This window comes from Enterobacter sp. E12, assembly GCF_014596715.2.
In the GTDB taxonomy this organism is placed as follows: Bacteria; Pseudomonadota; Gammaproteobacteria; order Enterobacterales; family Enterobacteriaceae; genus Enterobacter; species Enterobacter bugandensis.
The window spans coordinates 161,854-187,770 of sequence record NZ_CP115601.1; the positions used below are offsets into that span (position 1 = coordinate 161,854).

The window sequence follows — 25,917 nt, forward strand, 5'->3', positions numbered from 1 at the left end:
CCCTCCCTACAGAGACTGGATTTTCGCCCATACGCTGTCGTCAATGGTTATGCCGTTGCGACGGTTCTCTTCCTGCAGACGCGTGAATTCATGTCCCGGCAAACGAACGGCAACATTCTCATCAGCGCGTTCGGCGGTAGTGATGAAGTCCATGATGCGTTGCAGTTTGGCATCGCGGGTTGGCCCGTCGATCAGGCGATCCACTTCAATAGCGATAAAGATCTGCGATACGCCATATTCGTCGCTGTTGTCCTGGGTCACTTCTGCGACGGAAGAGCCGTTAGAGAGCAGGGTAGCGATCATGTCGAGCACGATGGATAAGCCTGAACCTTTCCAGTAGCCCATCGGCAGAATACGGCGGTTTTTCTCAATCACGCCAGGCTCCCGGGTGAGATTGCCCTCGTCGTCAAAGCCGCCATCTACAGGCAACTCGCGCCCGGCCAGGCGGTTCACTTCCAGCATGCCGTAGGAGAACATCGACATCGACATGTCGACCATGGTGATGGGATTCGACGGGATGGCGACGATCAGTGGGTTTGTGCCGATGCAGCATTCTTTTGATCCCCACGCAGGCATTACTGCAATTGAGTTGGTCCAGCAAATTCCAATGTAACCTTTCTCAGCCGCCTGCCAGCCGTAACTGCCGCCGCGCATCCAGTGGTTGGCGTTACGCAGCGCCACCAGGCCGATACCGTGGTCGGATGCCAGTTCGGTGGCGCGATCCATCATCTTTTTCGCCGTCAGGTTGCCGATGGAGCGTCGGGCATCCCACTGTTCGATAGCACCCAATGAGGTCACCCGTTGTGGCTGGGCATCAGGGATGATGTCACCCGCATCCAGTTGCTGAATAAAACGCGGGAAGCGGTTTACGCCATGCGAGTAGACACCGGACTCGGTGGTGCGGGCAAACATCTCTGCGCAGGCATCGGCAGTCTCCACTTTTATGCCGCGATCGAGCAGAACCCGATTGAACGCCGCTTTCAACTCTTCGAAGGTCACTTTCATCCCTGTTCTCCTGTTTTTTAGGGGCAAGTGCGAACGCTTTTTTAGCGTTAAATTTCACTATGCGAAATCTGATTTCAAATATAGCGATCAATTTTTATCAGATCAACGACATTCACGTTTTTCAAAAAGCATTAAAATCAACTGGTTGTGTTTTTTCTGTTGAGATCGTGAACTAAACCACACTTTGCGCTACCATCAGGAGCGCGATAAAAAGGAGCGATTTGATGAGCATTAAAGAGAGCGAAATAACGCAGGAAAAAGAGAGGCCAGCGGGCAGCCAGAGCCTGTTTCGCGGCCTGATGCTGATTGAGATCCTCAGCAACTACCCGAACGGGTGTCCGCTTGCGCATTTATCGGAACTGGCAGGTTTGAATAAGAGCACCGTCCACCGGTTACTCCAGGGACTGCAGTCGTGCGGGTACGTTACACCGGCGCCAGCGGCGGGCAGCTATCGTTTGACCACTAAATTCATTGCTGTCGGGCAAAAGGCGCTTTCATCGCTCAACATTATTCACGTGGCGGCCCCGCATCTTGAGGCGCTGAATATTGCCACTGGCGAAACGGTGAACTTTTCCAGTCGGGAAGATGACCACGCGATCCTAATTTATAAGCTCGAGCCGACAACCGGCATGCTGCGTACGCGTGCTTACATTGGCCAGCATATGCCGCTCTATTGTTCTGCAATGGGCAAGATCTATATGGCCTTTGGTCATCAGGATTACGTGGCCAGCTACTGGCAAAGCCATCAGGAACAGATTCAACCGCTGACGCGCAATACCATCACTGAACTGAGTGCTATGTACGATGAGCTGGCGGAAATTCGCGATCGCAGCATGGCAATGGATAAAGAAGAGAACGAGCTGGGTGTCTCCTGTATCGCCGTGCCGGTGTTTGATATTCATGGTCGCGTGCCGTATGCGATCTCCATTTCGCTGTCGACGTCCCGCATGAAGCAGGTTGGCGAGAAAAACCTGCTCAAGCCTCTGCGCGAAACGGCAGAGGCGATATCAAAAGAGCTGGGTTTTAACGTGCGTGAGGGGTAGCGTGTTACTGGCTGCCTTCGTGCCACGCTTTTTCAATTTCTTCGGCGAGAATTTTGACGCCCGCTTCGATTTTTGCCGGATCGGGCACGTAGTTCATGCGCATGCACTGGTGCGTGTGCGGCCACGGCTTATCCAGACCCGGGAAGAAGTAATCGCCCGGCACCATCAGCACGCCACGCTTTTTCAGTCGCTGATAGAGCAGTTCTGTAGTGATCGGCAAATCCTTAAACCACAGCCACAGGAAAATCGCTCCTTCTGGTTTGTGGATCAGGCAGCGTTCTTCCGGTAAGTAGCGGCGAAGCGTCGCAATCGTCTCCTGAACGCGCTGGTAATAGAACGGTTTGATGACTTCATTAGACAGACGCAGCAGGTCGTTGCGCTTGATCATTTCGCACATCATCGCCGGGCCGATACCGCCTGGTGAAAGGCTGATAATGCCGTTCATATTGGTAATGGCGGTGATGATTTTCTCGTTGGCGATGATGATGCCGCAGCGGCTGCCCGGCAGACCCAGCTTGGAGAGGCTCATGCACAGGACAATGTTCGGGTTCCACAGCGGACGAGCTTCGCTGAAGATAATGCCCGGGAACGGCACGCCGTAGGCATTGTCGATCACCAGCGGGATGCCGTGCTGGTTCGCCAGGACATCCAGCTTCATCAGTTCGTCGTCGGTAATCACGTTGCCCGTTGGGTTCGTCGGGCGCGATACGCAGATCATCCCCGTCTCTTCACCAATATGCAGGTGTTCAAAATCGACGTGATATTTGAACTGGCCTTCCGGCAGCAGCTCGATGTTCGGGCGCGTGGAGACGAACAGATCCTCTTCCAGGCCGGAATCAGCATAGCCGATATACTCCGGTGCCAGCGGGAACAGCACCTTTTTGGTGGTGCCGTCGGCACGACGCCCTGCGAAGAGGTTAAACAAGTAGAAAAACGCGCTCTGGCTGCCGTTTGTTAGTGCAATATTCTGTGGTTCGATATCCCAGCCCAGCTCTTCACGCAGCATTTTGGCAAGGAGAGTCAGTAGCTCGGTTTTACCCTGCGGACCGTCGTAATTGCAGAGCGCATCGGTCGCTTTGCCGTTTTCCAGCATCTGCGCGAGCAGCGTCTGGAAATAGGTTGTCATCTCCGGAATTTGCGCCGGGTTTCCGCCGCCGAGCATGATGGCGCCCGGTGTGCGCAGCCCGTCGTTGAGGTCCTCCATCAGGCGAGTAATGCCTGAATGGCGGGTGAATTTGTCGCCAAAAAGTGAAAACGTCATAGCAGGTGTTCTATCGAGCTTATTTTGAAAGTGGGTAACCATAACGCTAGCACTGTGCTGGTGCAAATCGGGAGATGTGGTCGGATTTGTTGTTTTGTATGGCCGAGAGGGATTTGTGTAGTGAATAGTTCTGGTGGGTTTCACCCCTCACCCCCGGCTCACTCCCCATGCGGGGAGAGGGCCAGGGTGAGGGGGGGTATAATTATTGATTACCCGCCCATACCACCATCACCTTATCGTCCTTGTGCTCGCGTACGAAGCCGTACCCCTCTTTCAGCGACAGCGTGGTTTGCTTGCCTTCACCGATCGCCGGATGGCGGGCGCGGAACTGGCCCAGCGTTTGCCAGTGGGCGACGGTTAAGGCCTGCTTGCCCGTCACGTCCTGCCAGTTCATATCCGAGCGGGTACCCTGCAGCGGGTCAGACCCCGTCGGGCCAAACGGACGCTCGGATTCATCACCGTAATAGATTTGTACGCTGCCCGGTGCCAGCAGGAGCAGCTCCGCAGCGCGCTGGCCTCCTTCGAGGAACAGGCGTGTGTCATGGGAGGAGAGATAGCTCAGCACGTTGAAGCTTTGCAGCTTTTCCGCCATCTGCTGCCAGGTGAGATCCATATCGGCCAGGCAATCCACCGCTTTTGCCGCCTGCTCCTGATAATCAAAGTTGATCATCGCGTCGAAACCGTGGCGGTAATAGTCGCTTTGCATCACTCCGTGACCCCAGGACTCGCCGGTCATCCAGAACGGTGCGTTATCGAGCTTTTTGGCCGGGTTGGCCCCTTTCCACGCGGCCAGCGCCTGACTAGCCTGGTCCTTTAACTGTTGCCAAGCCGCAAGCTCGACGTGCTTCGCGGTATCCACCCGGAAACCGTCAATGCCGTAGTCGCGCACCCACTGGCTGAGCCAGTGGGTGAGATAGTCGCGCGGGGTATATCCCGGGATGGCTTTCGCGTGGGTATCGGGCTTGTGCTGATAAAAGTTGGGTAATCCGGAAGGGACGGTGGATTCCGTTTTCAGATCCGGTAGGAACGCCAGCGACATGGTTAAATCGTCGAAGCCGGGGTTGTCGTAATCACCAATGTCGGTGCGGATCCATTTCTTGCCCCACCATTTTTCCCATGCGGCTTTGTCGCTAAAGTTGATGTAATCGTTGAAGCTATGCCAGCTTTGGCCCGCGCCCGGCTTCCAGTCCGTCCAGCGGTCGCCCAGGGTCTTTTTCAGCTCATCACCCTGCAGATACAGCGCGCCAAACTGGTACTCCTGCATGTCCGCAAGCGTCGCGTAGCCCGCGTGGTTCATGACGATATCGAACAGGATGCGAATGCCGCGCCTGTGCGCTTCATCAACAAGATGGCGCAGATCATCCTCGGTGCCCATGTTGGCATCGAGCTTCGTCCAGTCCTGGGTGTAGTAGCCGTGATAGGCATAGTGTGGGAAGTCCCCTTTGGTGCCACCGCCTACCCAGCCGTGAATCTGCTCAAGCGGGGAACTTATCCAGAGCGCGTTCACCCCCAGCTGCTGTAAATAGTCGAGCCTGCTGGCGAGCCCTTTGAGATCGCCACCGTGGAAGGTGCCAATCTCCTGCATGCCGTCTTTGTGACGACCGTAGCTGTTGTCGTTGCCCGGGTCGCCATTCACAAAGCGGTCGGTTAGCACAAAATAGACGGTGGCGTTCTGCCAGCTAAACGGCGCTGGTTTGTCGGTTTCGGCGCGCTCAAGCAGCAGCAGGCCACCACTGCTGGCGGCTGGCTGCAGGGTTATGTTTCCGTTCTGCACCGTCGCGGTCTGTTTGCTGTAGAAATCACGCACCACGGTGCCTTCCGGGAAGGTATGGCTGACGTCCAGCGTCAGCGGTTTACCGTCCCACTTCGGGCACTGGCGGATAACGCTTGCAACCGGCTGTTCTGCGGTGCTCTGAATTGTAAGCAGCAGAGTTGGCGTGCCGGATCGGGTATCAATCCGCATCTGGTATTCACCGTCGCGGAAAAGGCGCCACTGCGGCGGAGACCCGTCGCAGGGCTTGAGCGACAGCATCTCATTGAGTTTTATCGCCTCCGAAGGCTGCCAGCACGTCTTGTCAAAACCCAGCGTCAGAGGACGCGTACCCTTCGTAAGCTTTGCCTGGCTGGTGAAAACACCGGTGCCTTCGGCGCGAAATGTGTTAAACCCCGGCGATGACCAGTCGGCATGTGCCAGAGCGGGTAACATCAGAAAAGCTAATGCGGTGCGTTTCATTCCATTTTCCTGTCGCGGCATTTTTGACCAGTGTGCCATCAGGTTGTGGTTAAAAACTCATCCCCCATCGCTTTCTGTCGGGAGGATCTGTGAGGATGAGTGATCCCGCGCGAAATGAGACAGTTATCTGCGATATCGCACACATTTTTTCAGGAATGATGTTTTTTATGAGCAAGTTTCAGGTGACATAGTTTCGGATTTGGACTATTTCTATACGTGCTCTTGAAGTCTATTTTTGATATGATTTGAGATTCCGCTCTCAAATTTGTGAAAAAAATAAGGTGTTGGGATGATTACATCCGACCAGGAGACCTAATGATATCGACTCCCATTCGACGATATGGGGCCGCGATACTCATGTTACTCACCACGACATTTTCGGGTGGGGTGCTTGCGAAGACGCACACGGATACAACGAGTAAGAAAGCCCACGTAATAAAGACGACAAGTAGTAAGGTTAGCAGTAAACAAGAGTATTCTCGCAATAGTGCAAAGAGTAGTTCACTTCCTGATTTGCGAAAATACCCTTCCGGAACACCAAGAAAAAAAGCGTTTCTCCGGACGGTAATGCCTTATATAACAAGTCAAAATGCCGCGATTACGGCGGATCGTAACTGGTTAATTTCAAAACAGTACGATAGCCGCTGGTCGCCGTCTGAACGCGCGCGTCTGAAAGACATCACGAAGCGCTACAAACTGAGCTGGAACGGTAACACGCGTCGCGTACCGTGGAATGCTCTCCTTGAGCGTGTGGACATTATCCCAGGCAGCATGGTAGCGACCATGGCAGCAGCCGAAAGCGGCTGGGGAACGTCTAAGCTTGCGCGTAATAACAACAACCTGTTCGGCATGAAATGTGCGAAAGGGCGTTGTAATAATGCGCCCGGCAAAGTGAAGGGCTATTCTCAGTTTGAATCAGTAAAAGATTCCGTGAATGCTTACGCGGTGAATCTTAATACGCACCCGGCCTACTCATCGTTCCGTAAATCACGCGCTCAGTTGCGTAAAGCGGATCAGGAAGTAACGGCCAGCGCAATGATTCACAAGCTAAAAGGGTATTCGACGAAGGGAAATAGCTATAACAACTATCTGTTCGCTATGTACCAGGATAACCAGCGCTTAATTGCCGCCCATATGTAATCTCAAAAAACGCCTTCCACTGGAAGGCGTTTCCTTTTCTATATCAGCACCTCGCTGTGGCGATCCCGGTACTCTTTCGGCGTGGTGTCATACTCTTTGCGAAACACCGAATAGAAATACTGCAGCGACGGATAGCCGCACATCTGCGAGATTTCGTTGATCGACAGTGACGTAGAGACAAGCAGGCTGCGGGCTTTCTCCAGCTTCTCCGCATGAATGACGGCATGAATGGTTTCGCCCACCTCTTCTTTGAACCGCTTCTCCAGATTCGAGCGGGAAATGCCCACCGAGTCCAGGACCTGATCGACCTTAATCCCTTTGCAGGCGTGGTTGCGGATATAGTGCATGGCCTGAATGACGGCCGGGTCGCTTAGGGAGCGATAATCGGTTGAGCGACGCTCAACGACGCGGACGGGGGGAACCAGCAGGCGCTGAAGCGGCAGAGCCTCTTTATCCAGCAGACGGTGCAACAGCTTTGCCGCCTGATAGCCCATCTGACGTGTGCCCTGAGCTACGGAGGAGAGCGCCACGCGGGACAGGTAGCGGGTCAGTTCTTCGTTATCAATGCCAATTACGCACAGTTTTTCGGGCACCGGGATATGCAAATGTTCGCAGACCTGCAGCACGTGTCGGGCCCGGGCGTCCGTCACGGCAATAATGCCGGTTTGCGGTGGCAGCGTTTGCAGCCAGTCCGCCAGGCGGTTTTGCGCGTGCTGCCAGTTTTCCGGTGCGGTTTCCAGCCCCTGATAGACCACGCCGCGGTACTTCTCCTGTGCGACCAGCTGGCAAAACGCATGTTCACGCTCCACGGCCCAGCGCTTGCCGCTGGTGGCGGGTAAACCATAAAACGCGAAGCGATGGACGCCTTTCTCCTTTAAATGGAGAAAGGCGGCCTCGACCAGGGCATGATTATCGGTGGCGATGTAGTGGACCGGCGGGTAGTGTTCGGGTGAATGATACGAGCCGCCGACGCCCACAATCGGCACGTCGACGTCGGTTAGCAGCTGCTCGATGATAGGATCGTCATAGTCGGCGATAACGCCATCACCCAGCCAGTCTTTGATGTTCTCCAGACGGGTGCGGAAATCTTCTTCAATAAAAATATCCCATTCGGATTGCGACGCCTGCAAATATTCACCCACGCCTTCTACCACCTGACGGTCGTAGGCTTTGTTGGCATTGAATAACAACGTAATGCGGTGACGCTTTTCAAACATGGCTCGCTTCCCAGTTAAGTCACAATGCGGTTATCAGGCTCGTCGCTTGGTGGCAGAGTCCATCCAGACTGCCAGTAAAAGAATGGCCCCCTTGACGATATACTGCCAAAACGTCGGGACGTCCATCATACTCATCCCGTTATCCAACGACGCCATGATAAATGCCCCCATGACCGCGCCCGCCACGCTACCGATACCGCCTGCGAGGCTGGTGCCACCGATGACGCAGGCAGCGATAGCATCCAGCTCGGCGATGTTACCGGCGGAAGGAGAGCCTGCCCCCAGACGCGAGCTGAGGATCAACCCGGCGATAGCGACCATCAGGCCGTTAATGGCGAAAACCGCCAGCTTGGTACGTTCGACGTTAATACCCGACAGGCGAGCAGCTTCAAGGTTGCCGCCGATGGCATAAATACGACGGCCAAACGCGGTGCGCGTCGCCATAAACATGCCGCCGAGCAGTAACAGCGCCAGCAGCAGTACCGGCGTCGGAACGCCGCGATAGTCGTTAAGAAGCCAGATGGCGCCCAGCACAATGACCGCCGTCAGCGCCTGACGTCCTACCACGGACGTTGACGCTGGCGACGCAAGACCCAGCGCCTGACGGCGCATACGTCCACGCCACTGCCACGCGACAAACGCCAGCAGTCCCACCACGCCGATAGTAAAGCCTATGCTGTCCGAGAGGTAACTCTGGCCAATTTGCGACATCGCCGCGCTGGTCGGGGAGACGGTCGTGCCGTTGGTGATACCGATCAAGATCCCGCGGAAGGCCAGCATTCCCGCCAGGGTGACGATAAACGATGGCACCTTCCGATAGGCAACCCACCAGCCGTTCCAGGCCCCTAAAACCAGCCCCAGTACCAGCGTCACCGCGACGGTTAGCGGCAGCGGCCAGCCGAGCCAGACGTCAAAAATGGCCGCCACGCCGCCGAGAAGACCCATCATCGACCCGACCGACAGGTCGATTTCCGCAGAGATGATCACGAACACCATGCCCACGGCCAGGATGCCGGTGATGGCGGTCTGGCGGAGCAGGTTTGAGACGTTACGCGCGCTTAAGTACGAGCCATCCGTCATCCACGTGAAGAACAGCATGATGACGATAATCGCCGCGATCATCACGAAAACCTGCAGGTTCAGCGCTTTTAGCCCCGCGAACGCGCCGGGCGTCGGAACAGCGACTTTGATATCAGACGGATTGCTTTTCGACATGACGTTCGCTCCTTAAAGCGGCTTCCATCACCTGCTCCTGCGTCAGGTTCTGGTTAATCAGGTTGGCTTTCAGTTTCCCCTCGTGCATGACCAGCACGCGGTCGCTCAGGCCGAGCACTTCGGGTAACTCAGACGAGATGACAATGACGGCAATCCCTTGCTGTACAAGCTGATTAATCAGTTTGTAGATTTCGTATTTGGCACCGATATCGATCCCGCGCGTCGGCTCATCAAGGATTAATATGCGTGGATTGAGGAGCAGACAGCGCGCCAGAATCGCCTTCTGCTGGTTACCGCCGCTCAGTCGGCCAATCGCCAGTTCCGGCGAGGAGGTTTTGACCTTCAGCCGGGCAAGTGACTGAAGGATGCACTGCTGCTCGGCGGCATCATCCAGGCTGCTCAGCGCGCCGGAGAACCGATCGAGTGCCGCAAGGGTGATGTTTTTACCCACCGCCATGACCGGTACGATGCCGTCTTTTTTGCGGTCTTCCGGCACCATGGCAATGCCGCGGGCAATCGCCTGCTGGCAGTTGTCGATTCTCACGGGCTGGCCGTCTATATATATCGTGCCCTCCCAGCGCCCTGGCCACACGCCAAACAGGCACTGCACGGCTTCGGTGCGCCCGGCACCGACGAGCCCAGCAATCCCAAGAATTTCGCCGCTGTGAAGGGAAAACGAAACGTTATTGACCCGCTTAATGTGGCGGTTAACGGGGTGCCACGCGGTCAGGTTTTCCACGCGCAGCACTTCATCGCCCTGACTGTGGGGCTCATTCGGGTAGAGCGCGGTCAGCTCGCGGCCCACCATCATGGTGATGATGTCATCTTCACTCATGCCCGCAGCTTCACGCGTGCCGATGTGTTGCCCGTCGCGGATCACACAGATGGTGTCCGAAATGGCTTTTACCTCGTTCAGCTTGTGCGAAATGTAGATGCAGGCGATACCGTGGTTTTGCAGATCGCGGATGATATTGAGCAGAACCGCAGTTTCCTGTTCGGTGAGCGACGCCGTTGGCTCATCGAGGATCAGCAACCTGACCTGTTTATTCAGCGCCTTCGCAATTTCGACCAGCTGCTGTTGCCCCAGCCCCAGATCGCCCACGCGGGTATCCGGTGAAATGTTGAGGCTCACCTGCGCCAGCAGCTTTTCACAGCGGAGCGTCATGGTGTCGTAATCCAGCACGCCGTGGCGGGAAATCTCGGCTCCGAGGAAGATGTTCTCCAGCACGGTGAGATGTTTCACCAGCGCCAGCTCCTGGTGGATGATGGCGATGCCTTTACGTTCGGTGTCGCGAATGTGCGTCGCCTGGATGACTTCACCGGCAAAGACAATTTCGCCTTCGTAACTGCCGTGCGGGTAGATCCCACACAGGACTTTCATCAGCGTTGATTTGCCCGAACCGTTCTCGCCACACAGCGAAACCACTTCGCCAGGGTTCAACCGGAGACTGACGTTGTCGACGGCTTTCACCGCGCCGAAGCGCTTGGTGATGCTTTTCATTTCAAGTAAATAAGGCATAACTGCTCCACATAACCCGAGGGAAGAACAGTACAACGTGATGCGCCCCCGCAGAGCAGGGGCAGCGCCGGATTACAGTTCGCTCTTCTTGTGGAAACCGTCTTTAATAACGGTGGCGTCAATGTTCTCTTTATTGACTTCAATTGGCGTGAGCAGGCGAGCCGGAACGTCTTTCAGGCCGTTATTCAGCGTTGCATCTGCTTTAGGTTGCTTACCGTTGCCCAGCTCAACGGCAATTTCCGCCGCCGTATTGGCAAGTTCGGTAATCGGTTTGTAGACCGTCATGGTCTGAGTACCTGCGATAATGCGTTTTACGCCCGCCAGGTCGGCATCCTGACCAGAAATCGCGACTTTACCGGCCAGTCCCTGGGCACTCAGAGCCTGAATAGCCCCGCCTGCTGTGGCATCGTTGGAGGCCACGACAGCATCAATTTTGTTGTTATTGGCCGTCAGCGCATTTTCCATAATCTTCAGGGCATTTTCTGGTAACCATCCGTCGGCCCACTGATCGCCGACCACCTTAATTTTGCCGCTGTCGATGTACGGCTTAAGGACCTTCATTTGCCCTTCGCGGAACAGTTTGGCGTTGTTATCCACCGGCGAACCGCCCATCAGGAAATAATTGCCTTGAGGCACTTTGTCGATCAGGCTTTGCGCCTGTAATTCGCCCACTTTTTCATTGTCGAAGGAAATATAATAATCAATATCGGCGTTATTAATCATGCGGTCATAAGCGAGAACTTTTATGCCTTCCTGCTTCGCTTCTTTCACCACGTTACTTAATACCTGGCCGTTATAAGGGATAATGACCAGAACATCGACTCCCCGGTTGATCATATTCTCGATCTGCGACATTTGCGTTTCTTCATTGCCGTTAGCCGACTGAACAAACACATTCGCACCGAGTGATTCCGCTTTTTTCACAAAAATATCGCGATCTTTTTGCCAGCGCTCCAGACGCAGGTCATCAATCGCCATACCAATTTTGACCTCCTTGGCATGTCCTGCAAAGCTTACAAGGAGGAGCGTAGTGCAGAGCGTTAGGGTCAGGTTCTTTATCTTCATAATTATTAGGCCTTTTTGTAGGGGTATGTGTTGCTGAGATAAAAGAAACATTCACTGCTGGGTCGCAGCAAATTTTTAACGCGGAAAGGCGGGCTGGCAATTACAGATTTTTATCTTCTCATTACGATATTTGGTTTATTTCTGAATTTATGACCGCGATCGGATTTTAAAATTCGTAACGCCTTAATTACATTTGATTCTGGAATGTGCGCCGAAAAATAGTTTGTCTGCGCATTATTTTGCGAGCCAGCGCACAGTTGTGCATTCTCTCAATAGCAGTGTGAAATAACGTAATTGAGCAACCCAAAATGTCTATTCACTATTACTCCTGAATCAACGACTCGCCGCATACCCTGATTATGGAGCTCAATATGCAAGCTTATTTCGACCAACTCGATCGCGTTCGTTACGAAGGCCCAAAAACGACCAATCCTTTAGCATTTCGTCACTACAATCCGGATGAGCTGGTGCTGGGTAAGCGCATGGAAGATCATCTGCGCTTTGCCGCCTGTTACTGGCATACCTTCTGCTGGAACGGCGCCGATATGTTCGGCGTGGGTTCCTTTGACCGTCCGTGGCAACAGCCGGGTGAGGCCATCGAGCTGGCGAAACGCAAAGCCGACGTGGCGTTTGAGTTCTTCCACAAGCTGAACGTACCGTACTACTGCTTCCATGATGTTGACGTATCGCCAGAAGGGGCGTCGCTGAAAGAGTACCTGAACAATTTTGCGCAGATGGTGGACGTGCTGGCAGAAAAACAGCAGCAAAGCGGCGTGAAGCTGCTCTGGGGTACGGCAAACTGCTTCACCAACCCACGCTACGGTGCGGGTGCGGCCACCAACCCGGATCCGGAAGTGTTTAGCTGGGCGGCTACGCAGGTGGTGACGGCAATGAACGCTACGCATCAGCTGGGCGGCGAAAACTATGTGCTGTGGGGCGGCCGTGAAGGCTATGAAACCCTGCTCAATACCGACCTGCGCCAGGAGCGCGAGCAGATTGGCCGCTTTATGCAGATGGTTGTCGACCATAAGCACAAAATCGGCTTCCGCGGCACGCTGCTGATCGAGCCTAAACCGCAGGAACCAACCAAGCATCAGTACGACTACGATGTCGCCACCGTGTATGGCTTCCTGAAGCAGTTTGGTCTGGAAAAAGAGATCAAAGTGAATATTGAGGCTAACCACGCTACCCTGGCGGGCCACTCATTCCACCACGAAATTGCCTCTGCGATTGCGCTGGGCATCTTCGGATCGGTAGATGCGAACCGCGGCGATCCGCAGCTGGGCTGGGATACCGACCAGTTCCCGAACAGCGTGGAAGAGAATGCGCTGGTGATGTACGAGATCGTCAAAGCGGGCGGTTTCACCACCGGCGGCCTCAACTTTGACGCCAAGGTGCGTCGCCAGAGCACCGACAAATACGATCTGTTCTACGGCCACATTGGCGCGATGGACACCATGGCGCTGGCGCTGAAAGTGGCGGCGCGTATGATTGAAGACGGCGAGCTGGATAAGCGCGTGGCGAAGCGCTACAGCGGCTGGAACAGTGAGCTGGGCCAGCAAATTTTGAAGGGTCAGTTATCGCTTGCGGACATCGCGAAGTACGCTGAACAACAGCAGCTGGCGCCGCAGCACCAGAGCGGGCATCAGGAATTGCTGGAAAACCTGGTTAATCACTACCTGTTCGATAAATAACAGCATCCAGGCCCGGTAAGCGGAAGCGCCACCGGGCATTTCTGTCAAAGGAGTCACCACAATGTATATCGGGATCGATCTTGGCACATCGGGTGTGAAAGCCATCCTGTTAAGCGAGCAGGGCGACGTGTTAGCAACGCAGACTGAAAAGCTGCAGGTTTCACGCCCGCATCCGCTGTGGTCGGAGCAGGACCCGGAGCAGTGGTGGCAGGCGACGGATCGCGCGATGAAAGCCTTAGGCGAGCAGCACAGCCTGCGCGACGTGAAAGCGCTGGGCATTGCCGGACAAATGCATGGTGCAACGTTGCTGGATAGCCAGCATCGCGTTCTGCGCCCGGCTATTCTCTGGAACGATGGCCGCTGTGCGGAAGAGTGCGCAATCCTTGAAGCGCGTGTGCCCACGTCCCGCGAGATTACGGGCAACCTGATGATGCCGGGCTTCACCGCACCAAAACTTTTGTGGGTACAGCGCCACGAGCCGGAGATTTTCCGTCAGGTGGCGAAAGTCCTGCTGCCAAAAGACTATCTGCGCTTTCGTATGACGGGCGATTTCGCCAGCGACATGTCCGATGCCGCCGGCACGATGTGGCTCGACGTGGCGAAACGCGACTGGAGCGAGGCGATGCTGGATGCCTGCCATCTGACCCGGGAACATATGCCCGCGCTGTTCGAAGGCTGTGAGGTGACGGGTACGCTGCTGCCAGACGTTGCGGAACGCTGGAATATGCCTGCCGTACCGGTGGTGGCCGGGGGCGGTGATAACGCGGCGGGTGCCGTGGGTGTCGGGATGGTTGAGGCGGGGCAGGCGATGCTGTCGCTGGGAACCTCTGGGGTCTATTTTGCCGTCAGCGACGGCTATCGCAGCAATCCCGAAAGCGCTGTGCACAGTTTCTGTCATGCGCTTCCGGGAAAATGGCATTTGATGTCGGTGATGCTGAGCGCGGCATCCTGCCTGGACTGGGCGGCGAAGCTTACCGGCATGGCGGACGTTCCGGCACTCATTGCGGCAGCGCAGCAAGCGGATGACGCGGCGAGTACCGTCTGGTTTTTACCCTATCTTTCTGGCGAGCGTACGCCGCACAACAACCCGGAAGCGAAAGGGGTATTCTTTGGCCTAACCCATCAGCACGGCCCGGCAGAGCTGGCGCGTGCGGTTCTGGAAGGTGTGGGGTATGCGCTGGCCGACGGAATGGATGTGGTGCACGACTGCGGCCTGAAACCGGCGAGCGTCACCCTGATTGGCGGCGGCGCGCGAAGCCCTTACTGGCGACAGATGCTGGCGGATATCAGCGGGTTGCAGCTGGATTTCCGCACGGGAGGGGATGTTGGCCCCGCGCTCGGCGCCGCGCGTCTGGCGCAGATCGCTATGAACCCGGACAAGCCGCTTTCGCAGCTGCTGTCGCAGCTTACGCTTGAACAGGCGCATGTGCCTGACGCGGCAGGACATGCTCGTTATGCAGAAAGGCGCGAGGTGTTCCGCAAAATCTATCAGCAGCTGCTGCCGCTGATGTCATAAACTCGCTTGTCCGACAGAGGCACGAGGATGTCCTTTTTTGGTCTGTGCGTGCCTCTCTTTCCTTGCCAGTATGGTGACACACCCACTGGCGAGGAGATTTATCATGTCACGCATTGCACTCATCAATATTGATACTCAGCAGTCCTTCCATCATCGCCCTTACTGGCAGGAGGGCGACATTCCTGCCTTTCAGCAGGCGATGCTGGGGCTGATTGAAGGCTGCCAGGCGCGCGGTATTCCAGTCGTTGATATTTTTCATGTGGATGAAGACGGCCCCTTCACGCTGCAAAGCGGCTATGTCAAACCGATGGCCTTTTTGCGTCATCAGCCGGATGTGGTTTTCCAGAAACACGTCCATAATGCCTTCACGGATACCGGGCTTGACCGCTGGCTGCGCGAGCGTGATATCAACCAGCTGATCATCTGCGGCATTCGCACGGAACAATGCTGTGAAACCACCGCTCGGGTAGCATCCGATCTGGGTTATGCTGTGACGTTTGTGAGCGAGGCAACGCTGACGTTTCCCATGACGTACAGGGGCATTACCCTGAGCGCAGCGGAAATTCGCCACCGTACCGAGACGGTACTGGCCGGGCGTTTTGCCGACATTAAAACGGTAGCGGAGACGCTGGAGTCACTGTAATGCGCATCGACGTCTGGTTCGTGATGTTACCCGGGGTACTGGCACTGGATATGTCAGGCCCGGCGGAGACCTTTGTGCTGGCTGGCGACGCGTTTCGTCTGCATTACATTGGGCCGCAACCGGACGTGCCGACGTCGATAGGCCTGACGATGGGCGGCATCCAGCCGTTGCCGGAAAGTCTGCCTCCAGGGAGTCTGCTGGTCCTGCCGGGGGTGAGCGACTCCCGCGCTCAGTTCTCAACGCCGCAGGCGCAGCAGATCCAGCACTGGCTAATGCGCCTGCAGCCGGTCATTCAGCGCCGGGATATCACGGTGATGTGCGTCTGTTCTGGTGCGCTGCTGGCGGCGAAATCGGGCCTGCTGAATAACAAACAGTGCACAACCCACCATGACGTTATCAGCCGTTTACGCACTGTGGCTCCCACGGCGACGATTAAAGAAAACCGCATCTTTGTACAGGACGAGAATATCTGGACCAGCGCGGGGATCACGTCGGGCATCGATCTGGCGCTGCATATGATTAACCGCCTGTGCGGTCCCGAAAAGGCGCTGGCCGTGGCGCGCGAGATGGTGGTCTGGTTCCGCCGTTCCGGTGACGATCCCCAGCTTTCACCGTGGCTGCGCTACCGCAATCATCTTCATCCGGCGATCCATCGGGCGCAGGATGCGCTCACCGCCGAGCCGCAAAAAACGTGGAGTTTGCCTGACATTGCCGCACTGGCGCACGTCAGCCCGCGCCATCTCACCCGGCTTTTCCAGACGCATTTAGGGATTAGCGTCCGCGATTATCTGGAGCAGCTGCGTCTGGCGGTGGCGGAGCAGTGGCTGATGCAGGGGCGCGGCGTGGAACAGGCCTCGCTGGCGGCAGGCTTCTCCTCCCCGCGCCAGTACCACCGCGCCCGGCAGCGCAGCGTTAGCTGACGAAGCGGCGAGTGTCGATTTTTTGCAGCAGCATCGACAGCAGCAGGCTGATAACCAGCGTAGCGGCAAAAATCCAGACGATATCCAGCACCGGCCAGTTTTTGAGCTCAACGCCCCTCGTTCGCAGGGCGTGGATCACCAGCGCGTGAAAACCGTAAATTCCCAGCGAGTGCCGCGAGATAAAGCCCAGCACGGGAAGGGGACGCGCATTCAGGGTGTTTTTAACGAGCGTGAGCAGCGATACGGCACAGATAAAGACCATCGGCCCGCAATACAGATACCAGGTATCGGCAAAATTGCCGCGCCACTGAAGCTCATGTAGCGTCCCGCGTGAAATCACCGCCACGCCGGCGATAAACAGCGCTCCGCAGAGCCAGTTCAGACCGCGCTTTTGCGTATCCATCATCCCGATGGCGCGCCCCAGCATGCCGTAAAGCACGTAGTAGAAGGTGTCGCCGTTGATATAGAGGTTTACCGGCAACCATTCGAAACCGTCGATTTTCTGCGAAACCGTGTTCGGGTTGGCGACGATGCCAATCACCACCATCAGGGCCAGAAGGATTTTCCCGCTGACGTTTTTCACCTGAATGAGCGGAGAGACCAGATAGATAACGATGATGGCGAAGAAGAACCACAGGTGGTAGAAAACCGGTTTTTGCAGCAAATATTTGAGGGATAACCCGGCGTTAATGGAGGTAAACAGGGTGATATAGAGCAGGGCAACGGCGCTGTAGAACCCCAGACAGGCCGCGATGCGGATGAAGTGCCTCGGCTGCGCGCTACGCTCGCCAAAAAAGAGAAAGCCGGAAATCATAAAAAACAGCGGCACGCTGACGCGCGACGCGGAGTTGAGGATATTGGCAATATCCCAGTTAACGGGGCTGATGCTGTGGGCATTCGTGACATACCAGGTCGTCGTGTGGATCATGACCACCATCAGACACGCTATTCCGCGCAGGTTATCAATCCAGTTAATTTTTGACGGCATCAGTTCCTCTTATTCCCTGTAAAGTGAGTGGGACTCCCATTGTCCAAAAGTCTTCGTTTGGAAAATTCTGAGTTTTATGCGCAGGCTTGCCGGGAGACCGCGAGATTCGCAGAATGGCAGACCTTAATCTATAAAAGTGTTGATACTAAAAATAACAGCCGCTGACCAGGACGGTAATAAAAATGATGATGAAGCGTGTGGCATCACTCTTTCTGCTATTCATGCTGGCAGGATGCAGTACGCCACAGGAAGTCCCCGTGCAAAAAGCGCAGCAGGGAAAAATAAGCCCGGAGCGTTCGCTGAATATGGAAGCGCTCTGTAAAGAGCGGGCCGCTCGGCGCTATAACTCGGACGTTCAGAAAATTAACGTTATCGGATTCGAGCGCTTTCAGGGCAGCTATGAGCTTAGAGGGTATACTGCGCGTAAAGAGGGCTTTGTCTGCTCGTTTGATGCGGACGGTCAGTTTTTACATCTCTCCATGCGCTAGCCTGCTCGCATAATCAACAACCAGACGCCGCCAGCGTTCTGGCCGGAAGGCTTATTTCCCAATTTTCCCTAAACAACCCCGTTTCGTACTGTATATCTTGCAGCCAGCGGGTATACTGGTCCCTTCCATTTAAAACCACACGTATCCAGCACGAAATACTATGCAAAAGTTTGATACCAAGACCTTCCAGGGCCTGATCCTGACCTTACAGGATTACTGGGCTCGTCAGGGCTGTACCATTGTTCAACCTTTGGACATGGAAGTCGGCGCCGGCACTTCACACCCGATGACCAGCCTGCGCGCGTTGGGGCCAGAGCCAATGGCGACCGCGTATGTGCAGCCTTCCCGTCGTCCGACCGATGGTCGTTACGGTGAAAACCCGAACCGTCTGCAGCATTACTATCAGTTCCAGGTGGTGATTAAGCCATCACCCGACAACATTCAGGAACTGTATCTCGGGTCGCTGAAAGAGCTGGGTATGGATCCAACCATCCACGACATCCGTTTCGTGGAAGACAACTGGGAAAACCCAACGCTGGGTGCCTGGGGTCTCGGTTGGGAAGTGTGGCTGAACGGCATGGAAGTGACCCAGTTCACCTACTTCCAGCAGGTCGGTGGTCTGGAATGTAAGCCGATCACCGGTGAAATCACCTACGGTCTGGAACGTCTGGCCATGTACATTCAGGGCGTAGACAGCGTTTACGACCTGGTCTGGAGCGACGGCCCGCTGGGTAAAACCACCTACGGTGACGTGTTCCATCAGAACGAAGTGGAGCAATCCACCTATAACTTCGAATACGCGGACGTGGATTTCCTGTTCACCTGCTTCGAGCAGTACGAGAAAGAGGCTCAGCAGCTGCTGGCGCTGGAAACTCCGCTGCCGCTGCCTGCCTACGAGCGTATTCTGAAGGCCGCCCACAGCTTCAACCTGCTGGACGCCCGCAAAGCCATCTCCGTGACTGAACGTCAGCGCTACATTCTGCGTATTCGTACCCTGACCAAAGCCGTTGCAGAAGCTTACTACGCGTCCCGTGAAGCCCTTGGCTTCCCGATGTGCAACCGAAACAAATAAGAGGCGGTCATGTCTGAGAAAACTTTCCTGGTGGAAATCGGCACCGAAGAGCTGCCACCAAAAGCCCTGCGCAGCCTGGCTGAATCTTTTGCTGCGAACGTGACCGCCGAGCTGGATAACGCTGGCCTGGCGCACGGTAAAATTGAGTGGTTTGCCGCGCCGCGTCGTCTGGCGCTGAAAGTGGCAAATCTGGCGGCGTCTCAGCCGGATCGTGAAGTCGAAAAACGTGGCCCGGCGATTGCCCAGGCGTTTGACGCGGAAGGCAAGCCAAGCAAGGCTGCCGAAGGCTGGGCGCGCGGCTGCGGCATCACCGTCGATCAGGCCGAGCGTCTGACCACCGATAAAGGCGAATGGCTGCTGTATCGTGCCCACGTGAAAGGCGAAAGCGCGGAAGCGCTGCTGCCAAACATGATCGCCACTTCTCTGGCGAAGCTGCCGATTCCTAAGCTGATGCGCTGGGGCGCGTCTGACGTACACTTCGTGCGTCCGGTACACACCGTGACCCTGCTGCTGGGCGACACCGTTATCCCGGCGACCATTCTGGGCGTGGCGTCCGATCGCGTGATCCGCGGCCACCGCTTTATGGGCGAGCCAGAGTTCACCATCGACAATGCCGACCAGTACCCGCAGATCCTGCTGGAACGCGGTAAAGTGATTGCCGACTACGAACAGCGTAAAGCCAAAATTAAAGCGGACGCGGAAGAAGCGGCGCGTAAGATTGGCGGTAATGCCGACCTGAGCGACAGCCTGCTGGAAGAGGTCACTTCTCTGGTGGAATGGCCGGTTGTGCTGACCGCAAAATTCGAAGAGAAATTCCTGGCCGTTCCGGCAGAAGCGCTGGTTTATACCATGAAGGGTGACCAGAAGTACTTCCCGGTTTACGCCAACGACGGCAAGCTGCTGCCAAACTTCATCTTCGTGGCGAACATCGAATCGAAAGATCCGAGCCAGATTATCTCCGGTAACGAGAAAGTGGTGCGCCCGCGTCTGGCGGATGCCGAGTTCTTCTTCAATACCGACCGTAAAAAGCGTCTGGAAGATAACCTGCCGCGCCTGCAGACCGTGCTGTTCCAGCAGCAGCTGGGTACGCTGCGCGACAAAACCGACCGTATCGCGGAGCTGTCCGGCTGGATCGCCCGTGAAATCGGTGCCGACGTTAACCACGCGACCCGCGCGGGCCTGCTCTCCAAATGCGACCTGATGACCAACATGGTGTTCGAATTCACCGACACCCAGGGCGTAATGGGCATGCACTACGCGCGTCACGATGGCGAAGCGGAAGACGTGGCCGTAGCTCTGAACGAGCAGTATCAGCCGCGCTTTGCGGGCGACGATCTGCCGTCCAACCCGGTTGCCTGCGCCGTGGCGATTGCCGATAAGATGGACACTCTGGCGGGTATCTTCGGCATCGGCCAGCATCCGAAAGGCGATAAAGACCCGTTTGCGCTGCGTCGTGCCGCGCTGGGCGTGCTGCGCATCATCGTTGAGAAGAACCTGAACCTTGATCTGCAGACCCTGACCGAAGAAGCGGTGCGTCTGTACGGCGACAAGCTGACCAACGCGAACGTTGTGGATGACGTGATCGACTTTATGCTCGGCCGTTTCCGCGCGTGGTATCAGGACGAAGGTTACACCGTCGACACCATTCAGGCGGTGCTGGCGCGTCGTCCAACCCGTCCGGCTGATTTCGATGCGCGTATGAAGGCGGTTTCCCACTTCCGTACGCTGGAAGCGGCATCTGCTCTGGCGGCGGCCAACAAGCGTGTATCCAACATCCTGGCGAAATCCGACGAGACGCTGAACGAGCGTGTAAACGCCGCGACGCTGAAAGAGCCGGAAGAGATCGCTCTGGCGATGCAGGTTGTGGTGCTGCGCGACAAGCTCGAGCCGTACTTCGCGGAAGGTCGTTACCAGGAAGCGCTGGTTGAGCTGGCGGAGCTGCGTGACGTGATCGACGCCTTCTTCGAGAAAGTGATGGTGAACGTAGAAGATAAAGAACTGCGTATTAACCGTCTCTCCATGCTCGAAAAACTGCGCGAGCTGTTCCTGCGCGTGGCGGATATTTCGCTGCTGCAGTAATGTGCCCGTTGTAACACATGCTAAAAACCCGCTTCGGCGGGTTTTTTTATGGGTCTTTTGTAGACCGGATAAGCGCAGCGCCATCCGGCAGGTTTAGCCGATCGCGATTGTGCCTTCGTCTGTCTGCAGCCAGCGCGGTGCCTTCAGCGTATCAGCAAAGTAGCTGACCAGCTCGCACAGCAAATCTTCCATCACGATTTCAGATTGTCGCGGCAGTGAGCCGTTCATCAGCATCTGCGTAAGCTCCTGACAGTAGCGCCCCAGCTGATCGCATTCGGGTTCGAAAGCCGGAACGCGTGACGGGAGTTCCTTCACGGTCAGGCTGGCTTTTAAAGCGTCCGGAACAGGTTCCAGAAGCGTGGGTTGCAGAAGATTCAGACAGGCATAAAGTCTGCCGTAAAGCGCCATTTTTGGGGCGGGTTCTTCGCAATCTACCAGTGCGTCGGTAAAACGTTCGCAGTTATCCGCCAGTTTGGTGAAGTCGGTGGCGTGGTTGAAGGGCAGGGTGAATAAAGAATGAGCTTGGGTTGGGGTAGTAGCCATATTGGCAGCCTCCGATAAGTGATAAAGCTTCCACCACCGGAAATGCTAACTTCGCTGGTGGTGGACTGAACAGAGTTAGCATTACCGGCCTTATCGGATACCGGCGCATCTTTCGATGCCCCTGCTCAGCCCACCATTGAGATGTAGCAAAGCATGCTGCACATAATGTGCCGCCGATAAGATAAGCCAGGATGCTAAACCCGGCACCTGATTTTGCAGGTGCAAAGAGAACTTACTGCTCATCAAAACAGGCGGCAATAGATTTGAGCTATGCCACTGAGGATATTACCATTTCTGGAAAGAGACTCGCAAAATTACCGCAATGAAAAGCATACTGCGGGCAGAGGTCTTACAGCGACGCTATGGTCCGGCTGTAAATCGCCGGGAGCCCGGGTAGCCAGGGTGGTGGCGATTGAGCCACCCTGGCACGTTCACGGGTATTGTCGTTACAGAGTAGCAAGGAACATAAAGTGAACGGAATGACCACCAGAGTCGTATGCTTCCCCTCACCTCAGCCCTCTCCCTCAAGGGAGAGGGGGCCGTCTGTGCAGGCAATATTTGGTGGGGATCCCTCAGCCCAAAGGAAGAGGGAGTATAAGTCGCCCAAAATTTAACCTTGAAATGGTCAACCCATTACCGCTATCCTTATCTCCGTTAAATTTCTCGCTCTGGAGCGCCCCCCAAAAATGAACAAACACGACTGATGAATTTCGATCCTTGCTAAACGCCACCGCGTGGGCAGGGGATGTTTTGATTTCATTCAGGAGTGCTTATGGCTCATTTTGCGCAGTCCCCTTCTTTTATTTTGCATCAGGTCACCTGTCAGTTTGCGACGGGCGATACCCTTTTTGGTCCGCTGAGTTTTTCTCTGGAGCCGTCTCTGTGCGCTCTGGTTGGCCGTAACGGTAGCGGGAAAACGCGTCTGCTGCGTCTGCTGGCGGGGCTTGATGAGCCTGCAAGCGGGCATATTGAACGTACCGGAACACATGTCTATGTGGCTCAGCAGCAGGACATTTTGCCGCACACGACGCTGGCTGAGCTGCTCGGGTACAAGGCCATCTTCGCGGCGCGAGCGCGTATCGACAGCGGCGATTACCAGCCTGACGATCTGGAAATGCTTGATGGATTCTGGGATTTAGCTGAACGTCTTGGCGAGGCGTTTGTCCGGGCGAAACTTCCGCCGTTTGATCCAGATAAGCCAGCCGGTGAGCTCAGCGGCGGCGAGCGTATTCGCGCGCTGCTGTGCGGGGCATTTACGGCTGAAGCGGATTTCCTGCTGCTGGACGAACCGACTAACCATCTGGATCGACAAGGACGGGCGTGGTTCTACGACCAGCTTGCCCGTTATCAGGGCGGCGTGCTCGTCGCCTCCCATGACCGTGAGCTGCTGGCGCAGGTGCCGCGTATTCTTGAGCTAAGCAGCGGCGGGCTGCGCAGCTACGGCGGGAATTATGCGGATTATCAAACCCAGCGCGATGCCGAACAGCAGGCGGCCCGCGCGGCGCTGGAACATGCGGCCACGGAGCGCAAACGCACCCGCGCACGTATGCAAAAAGAGCATGACGACAGCCAGCGGCGCTCGGCAAAAACATTACGCACCGTCGATACCCTGAATATCGCGTCGTTTGAACGCGTCAAATACAAAGGCGCGGCAAAGGAACGTATCGGCGCCTGGAAAAAACAGCACAGCGAGCATAATGAAGCCCTGAATGCCGCGGTAAACAAGGCGCGTGAGCGGGTTGAAGAAGATAACCCGGTGATGTTTACCCTGCCGGGGAGTCAGATCCCGGAAGGTAAACAGGTGCTGGTGCTGGAAGATCTGGTGCTGCCGCATGTGCCTGTTCCTCCGCTTAGCTGGCGGATGGACGGGCCAATGCGCGTGGCGCTAAAAGGTCCGAACGGCTGCGGGAAATCGACGCTGTTGAAAGCCATCCTCGGCGACATTAGTCCACGCTCAGGAACCTGCAAGGTGTCGGTCAGCTGTGCTTATCTCGATCAGCATCTTTCCCGGCTCGATCTGTCGCAGTCGGTCATGACGCACCTCAACCTGGGCAATACGCCCCTGGAAGAGGGTATGTTACGCACCCGTTTAGCCCAGCTTCAACTGGGGGCCGACAAAGTCTCGCTCCCGCTGGCGGAACTGAGCGGCGGTGAGCGTCTGAAGGCTGCGCTGGCCTGCGTGCTTTGGCGCGGGGAGGCCACGCAGCTCCTGTTGCTGGATGAACCGACCAACCATCTGGATCTGGCCTCAGTGCAGGCTATTGAAGCGGCGCTGGCTGGTTTCCCCGGCGCGCTGCTGGTGGTGTCACACGATGATGCGTTTTTAAAAGGGTTAACGCTGACGCACGAGATGGTGTGGGAAGAGACGGGCTGGCGTTTCGAGAGCCTTTAAACACAAGCCCCCGCAACGGCGGGGGCATTCAATCTTCACTACGCTATCTGTTTGCTGAGTGCAGGGTTGGCCTGAATCAGGCGCATCAGCTTTAACTCGGTTGGGGTGGGTTTCTCTCGTTTTGACTCCCACTCCAGCACCATAGCCACGCTGACACCCATCGCTCTGGCGAATTCTTCAGTTTTCAGTCCTGTCCCTTTGCGCAATTGCTCATATTCTGTAAAGGGATTGGATTTTTGTTGCAGGGTAATGGCCTGCGGTACATCTTTAAAAACGATCTGTTCCAGACTGCTCAGCAGCTCAAACTCAGGATCTTTATATTCCATTGAGAACTCCTCTTAAATCTCACATCGTGATCAAGAACATCAGAGAGCCAATTAAGAATAGTCCCTAATACAAACCAAGGATCGTCACGGCTGAGATTAATCGTGCGGTAACGATCGCTTTACGCGATTCAGCTATCTGGATAATTATGCTAATTCCCTGATTAACCATATGTCGGCTTCGCCAGGTATTTTTTTGTAAATAGTAAGAAATAAATCGGCAATAGTCGTTTTACATGAAAAGAGTATCTTGCAAGGCTGACCTGGACTATCCTTGTCAGCGTCGGGCACGCGTGTGCCGGTGTGCGCTTTTTTGGGTGAAAGGAGTAATAAAATGGCGACAGGAAAGTCCTGCTCTCGCTGGTTTGCGCCTATTGCGGCGTTGTTGATGGTTGTTAGCCTGAGTGGGTGTTTTGATAAAGAAGGCGATCAGCGCAAAGCGTTTATCGATTTTCTGCAGAATACAGTGATGCGCAGCGGCGAGCGGTTGCCGACGCTGACTGCGGATCAGAAAAAACAGTTTGGCCCCTTTGTGTCCGATTACGCCATTCTTTATGGGTATTCACAGCAGGTGAGCCAGGCGATGGACTCCGGTATCCGCCCGGTAGTGGATAGCGTGAACGCCATTCGTGTTCCCCAGGATTATATGACTCAGCGCGAGCCGCTGCGACAGTCCAACGGTGCGCTCGGCGTGCTGAGCCAGCAGCTGCAAAATGCGAAAATGCAGGCTGACGCGTCACGTTCTGCGCTGAAGCAGGGCGAGGATCTCAAACCGGTCTTCGATAAAGTGTATGAGAAAGTAGTGACGAAACCGTCTGAAGCGATACAACCGCTGATTCCGGCCGCGCAGGTCTTCACTCAGCAGCTGGTTCAGGTCGGGGATTTCATCTCGCAGCAGGGGACACAGGTGAGCTTTGTTGCCAACGGCATTCAGTTCCCAACCTCGCAGCAGGCAAGTCAGTACAATACGCTGATTGGGCCGCTGGCCGCCCAGCACCAGGCCTTTAGCCAGGCGTGGGGCGCAGCAGTCGCTGCTACAGAATAAACCGAAAAACCCCGCCTCAGGCGGGGTTTTTTTTCGGCATTCAGAAAATAACGCTTGTCATTCCTCTACCACATCGGTATAACTGTTCGCGTCGGTTTGTTACACAGACCTAAAGCAGTTTAGTAAAGCAGTCCAGATTGTTATCCATAGATACCCTTCGTAGTGACCCTTCCTTCATCGCTTAAAAATCTGTAACGCAATCCATCAAGCCGGAAGGCACAATATATTTGTTAATAAGGTAATTTCTATGTCTGCTAAAATGACTGGTCTGGTTAAATGGTTCAACGCTGATAAAGGTTTCGGCTTCATCACTCCTGACGATGGCTCTAAAGACGTGTTCGTACACTTCTCTGCTATCCAGAACGATGGCTACAAATCTCTGGACGAAGGTCAGAAAGTTTCCTTCACCATCGAAAGCGGCGCTAAAGGCCCAGCAGCTGGTAACGTTGTAAGCCTGTAAGCTTCCAACCCAGTAGCACAAAATTCAAAAACCCGCCTTCTGGCGGGTTTTTTCGT

22 protein-coding genes and 1 pseudogene are annotated in these 25,917 nt (G+C 55.5%); 12 read left to right on the plus strand and 11 right to left on the minus strand.

Going from position 1 to position 25,917, the window contains the following annotated elements:
• Window positions 1–6 precede the first annotated feature (6 nt).
• Window positions 7–1,005, minus strand: coding sequence for a 3-dehydro-L-gulonate 2-dehydrogenase (yiaK, locus tag IB212_RS00820; RefSeq protein WP_041911626.1), 999 nt, complete (start codon window positions 1,003–1,005; stop codon window positions 7–9).
• Between the two features lie 224 nt (window positions 1,006–1,229).
• Between yiaK and yiaJ the strand changes: the two genes are divergently transcribed.
• Window positions 1,230–2,048 carry an IclR family transcriptional regulator YiaJ gene (gene yiaJ, locus IB212_RS00825; protein ID WP_188245820.1) on the plus strand — a complete coding sequence of 273 codons (819 nt, stop codon included), beginning with the start codon at window positions 1,230–1,232 and terminating at the stop codon, window positions 2,046–2,048.
• A 4-nt stretch (window positions 2,049–2,052) separates the two neighbouring features.
• Here the strand turns inward: yiaJ and avtA are convergent, their stop codons facing one another.
• Together avtA and IB212_RS00835 are read right to left on the minus strand one after the other, a co-directional pair.
• The gene (avtA, locus tag IB212_RS00830; RefSeq protein WP_047363353.1) at window positions 2,053–3,309 is read right to left on the minus strand and encodes a valine--pyruvate transaminase; all 1,257 of its coding nucleotides are present in this window, start codon (window positions 3,307–3,309) and stop codon (window positions 2,053–2,055) included.
• 202 nt (window positions 3,310–3,511) lie between these two features.
• Window positions 3,512–5,542: an alpha-amylase gene (locus tag IB212_RS00835; RefSeq protein ID WP_188245819.1), complete on the minus strand. Its 2,031-nt coding sequence runs from the start codon at window positions 5,540–5,542 to the stop codon at window positions 3,512–3,514.
• 315 nt (window positions 5,543–5,857) lie between these two features.
• Between IB212_RS00835 and IB212_RS00840 the strand changes: the two genes are divergently transcribed.
• A complete protein-coding gene (locus IB212_RS00840) occupies window positions 5,858–6,682 on the plus strand; it encodes a protein bax (protein ID WP_045630274.1) in 825 nt (274 codons plus the stop codon).
• A gap of 38 nt (window positions 6,683–6,720) precedes the next feature.
• Here the strand turns inward: IB212_RS00840 and xylR are convergent, their stop codons facing one another.
• The 4 genes from xylR to xylF all read right to left on the minus strand — a co-directional run bounded on the left by xylR (window position 6,721) and on the right by xylF (window position 11,698).
• A complete protein-coding gene (xylR, locus tag IB212_RS00845; RefSeq protein ID WP_041911622.1) occupies window positions 6,721–7,899 on the minus strand; it encodes a D-xylose utilization transcriptional activator XylR in 1,179 nt (392 codons plus the stop codon).
• Window positions 7,900–7,932: 33 nt separating this feature from the next.
• Complete coding sequence (xylH, locus tag IB212_RS00850) at window positions 7,933–9,114, minus strand: xylose ABC transporter permease XylH (protein ID WP_041911621.1); 1,182 nt, start codon at window positions 9,112–9,114, stop codon at window positions 7,933–7,935.
• Window positions 9,092–10,633: a xylose ABC transporter ATP-binding protein gene (locus IB212_RS00855; protein ID WP_041911620.1), complete on the minus strand. Its 1,542-nt coding sequence runs from the start codon at window positions 10,631–10,633 to the stop codon at window positions 9,092–9,094. The genes xylH and IB212_RS00855 overlap by 23 nt, the downstream gene beginning before the upstream one ends.
• A 72-nt stretch (window positions 10,634–10,705) precedes the next feature.
• Window positions 10,706–11,698 carry a D-xylose ABC transporter substrate-binding protein gene (xylF, locus tag IB212_RS00860; protein WP_041911619.1) on the minus strand — a complete coding sequence of 331 codons (993 nt, stop codon included), beginning with the start codon at window positions 11,696–11,698 and terminating at the stop codon, window positions 10,706–10,708.
• A 371-nt stretch (window positions 11,699–12,069) separates the two neighbouring features.
• On the opposite strand from xylF, the gene xylA reads away from it, so the two are divergent.
• From xylA to IB212_RS00880, 4 genes are all read left to right on the plus strand, one after another.
• Window positions 12,070–13,392, plus strand: a complete 1,323-nt coding sequence (gene xylA / locus IB212_RS00865) for a xylose isomerase (RefSeq protein ID WP_088204493.1) — start codon at window positions 12,070–12,072, stop codon at window positions 13,390–13,392.
• Between the two features lie 61 nt (window positions 13,393–13,453).
• Complete coding sequence (gene xylB / locus IB212_RS00870) at window positions 13,454–14,908, plus strand: xylulokinase (protein ID WP_188245818.1); 1,455 nt, start codon at window positions 13,454–13,456, stop codon at window positions 14,906–14,908.
• Window positions 14,909–15,011: 103 nt separating this feature from the next.
• Complete coding sequence (locus IB212_RS00875) at window positions 15,012–15,551, plus strand: isochorismatase family protein (protein ID WP_045630278.1); 540 nt, start codon at window positions 15,012–15,014, stop codon at window positions 15,549–15,551.
• A complete protein-coding gene (locus IB212_RS00880) occupies window positions 15,551–16,471 on the plus strand; it encodes a GlxA family transcriptional regulator (protein WP_060572018.1) in 921 nt (306 codons plus the stop codon). The genes IB212_RS00875 and IB212_RS00880 overlap by 1 nt, the downstream gene beginning before the upstream one ends.
• Here IB212_RS00880 and IB212_RS00885 read toward each other — a convergent pair.
• Window positions 16,464–17,459 carry an acyltransferase gene (locus tag IB212_RS00885; RefSeq protein WP_188245817.1) on the minus strand — a complete coding sequence of 332 codons (996 nt, stop codon included), beginning with the start codon at window positions 17,457–17,459 and terminating at the stop codon, window positions 16,464–16,466. The genes IB212_RS00880 and IB212_RS00885 overlap by 8 nt on opposite strands.
• Before the next feature lie 182 nt (window positions 17,460–17,641).
• On the opposite strand from IB212_RS00885, the gene IB212_RS00890 reads away from it, so the two are divergent.
• The 3 genes from IB212_RS00890 (at window position 17,642) to glyS (ending at window position 21,098) form a co-directional block, all read left to right on the plus strand.
• Complete coding sequence (locus IB212_RS00890; protein WP_047363363.1) at window positions 17,642–17,947, plus strand: YsaB family lipoprotein; 306 nt, start codon at window positions 17,642–17,644, stop codon at window positions 17,945–17,947.
• A gap of 160 nt (window positions 17,948–18,107) precedes the next feature.
• On the plus strand, window positions 18,108–19,019 hold the full coding sequence (gene glyQ / locus IB212_RS00895; protein WP_003860141.1) for a glycine--tRNA ligase subunit alpha: 912 nt from the start codon (window positions 18,108–18,110) through the stop codon (window positions 19,017–19,019).
• 9 nt (window positions 19,020–19,028) lie between these two features.
• Window positions 19,029–21,098 (plus strand): glycine--tRNA ligase subunit beta, encoded by a 2,070-nt coding sequence (glyS, locus tag IB212_RS00900; RefSeq protein WP_028015075.1) that lies wholly within the window; start codon window positions 19,029–19,031, stop codon window positions 21,096–21,098.
• Window positions 21,099–21,191: 93 nt separating this feature from the next.
• Here glyS and IB212_RS00905 read toward each other — a convergent pair whose 3' ends face one another.
• Window positions 21,192–21,602 carry a hypothetical protein gene (locus tag IB212_RS00905; protein WP_409033788.1) on the minus strand — a complete coding sequence of 137 codons (411 nt, stop codon included), beginning with the start codon at window positions 21,600–21,602 and terminating at the stop codon, window positions 21,192–21,194.
• Window positions 21,530–21,709, minus strand: a pseudogene (locus IB212_RS00910) (hypothetical protein); the annotation flags it as partial. The pseudogene IB212_RS00910 and the gene IB212_RS00905, both read right to left, overlap by 73 nt.
• Window positions 21,710–22,413: 704 nt before the next feature.
• Between IB212_RS00910 and IB212_RS00915 the strand changes: the two are divergent.
• On the plus strand, window positions 22,414–24,033 hold the full coding sequence (locus tag IB212_RS00915; protein ID WP_188245815.1) for an ABC-F family ATP-binding cassette domain-containing protein: 1,620 nt from the start codon (window positions 22,414–22,416) through the stop codon (window positions 24,031–24,033).
• Window positions 24,034–24,071: 38 nt separating this feature from the next.
• Here the strand turns inward: IB212_RS00915 and IB212_RS00920 are convergent, their stop codons facing one another.
• Entirely contained in the window at window positions 24,072–24,359 is a 288-nt protein-coding gene (locus IB212_RS00920) for an HTH-type transcriptional regulator (protein ID WP_028015078.1), read from the minus strand.
• A gap of 331 nt (window positions 24,360–24,690) precedes the next feature.
• On the opposite strand from IB212_RS00920, the gene IB212_RS00925 reads away from it, so the two are divergent.
• Both IB212_RS00925 and cspA read left to right on the plus strand, forming a co-directional pair.
• Window positions 24,691–25,401 (plus strand): DUF3053 domain-containing protein, encoded by a 711-nt coding sequence (locus IB212_RS00925; RefSeq protein WP_045260020.1) that lies wholly within the window; start codon window positions 24,691–24,693, stop codon window positions 25,399–25,401.
• Window positions 25,402–25,648: 247 nt separating this feature from the next.
• Complete coding sequence (gene cspA / locus IB212_RS00930; RefSeq protein ID WP_003860775.1) at window positions 25,649–25,861, plus strand: RNA chaperone/antiterminator CspA; 213 nt, start codon at window positions 25,649–25,651, stop codon at window positions 25,859–25,861.
• The last annotated feature ends 56 nt before the right edge of the window (window positions 25,862–25,917 follow it).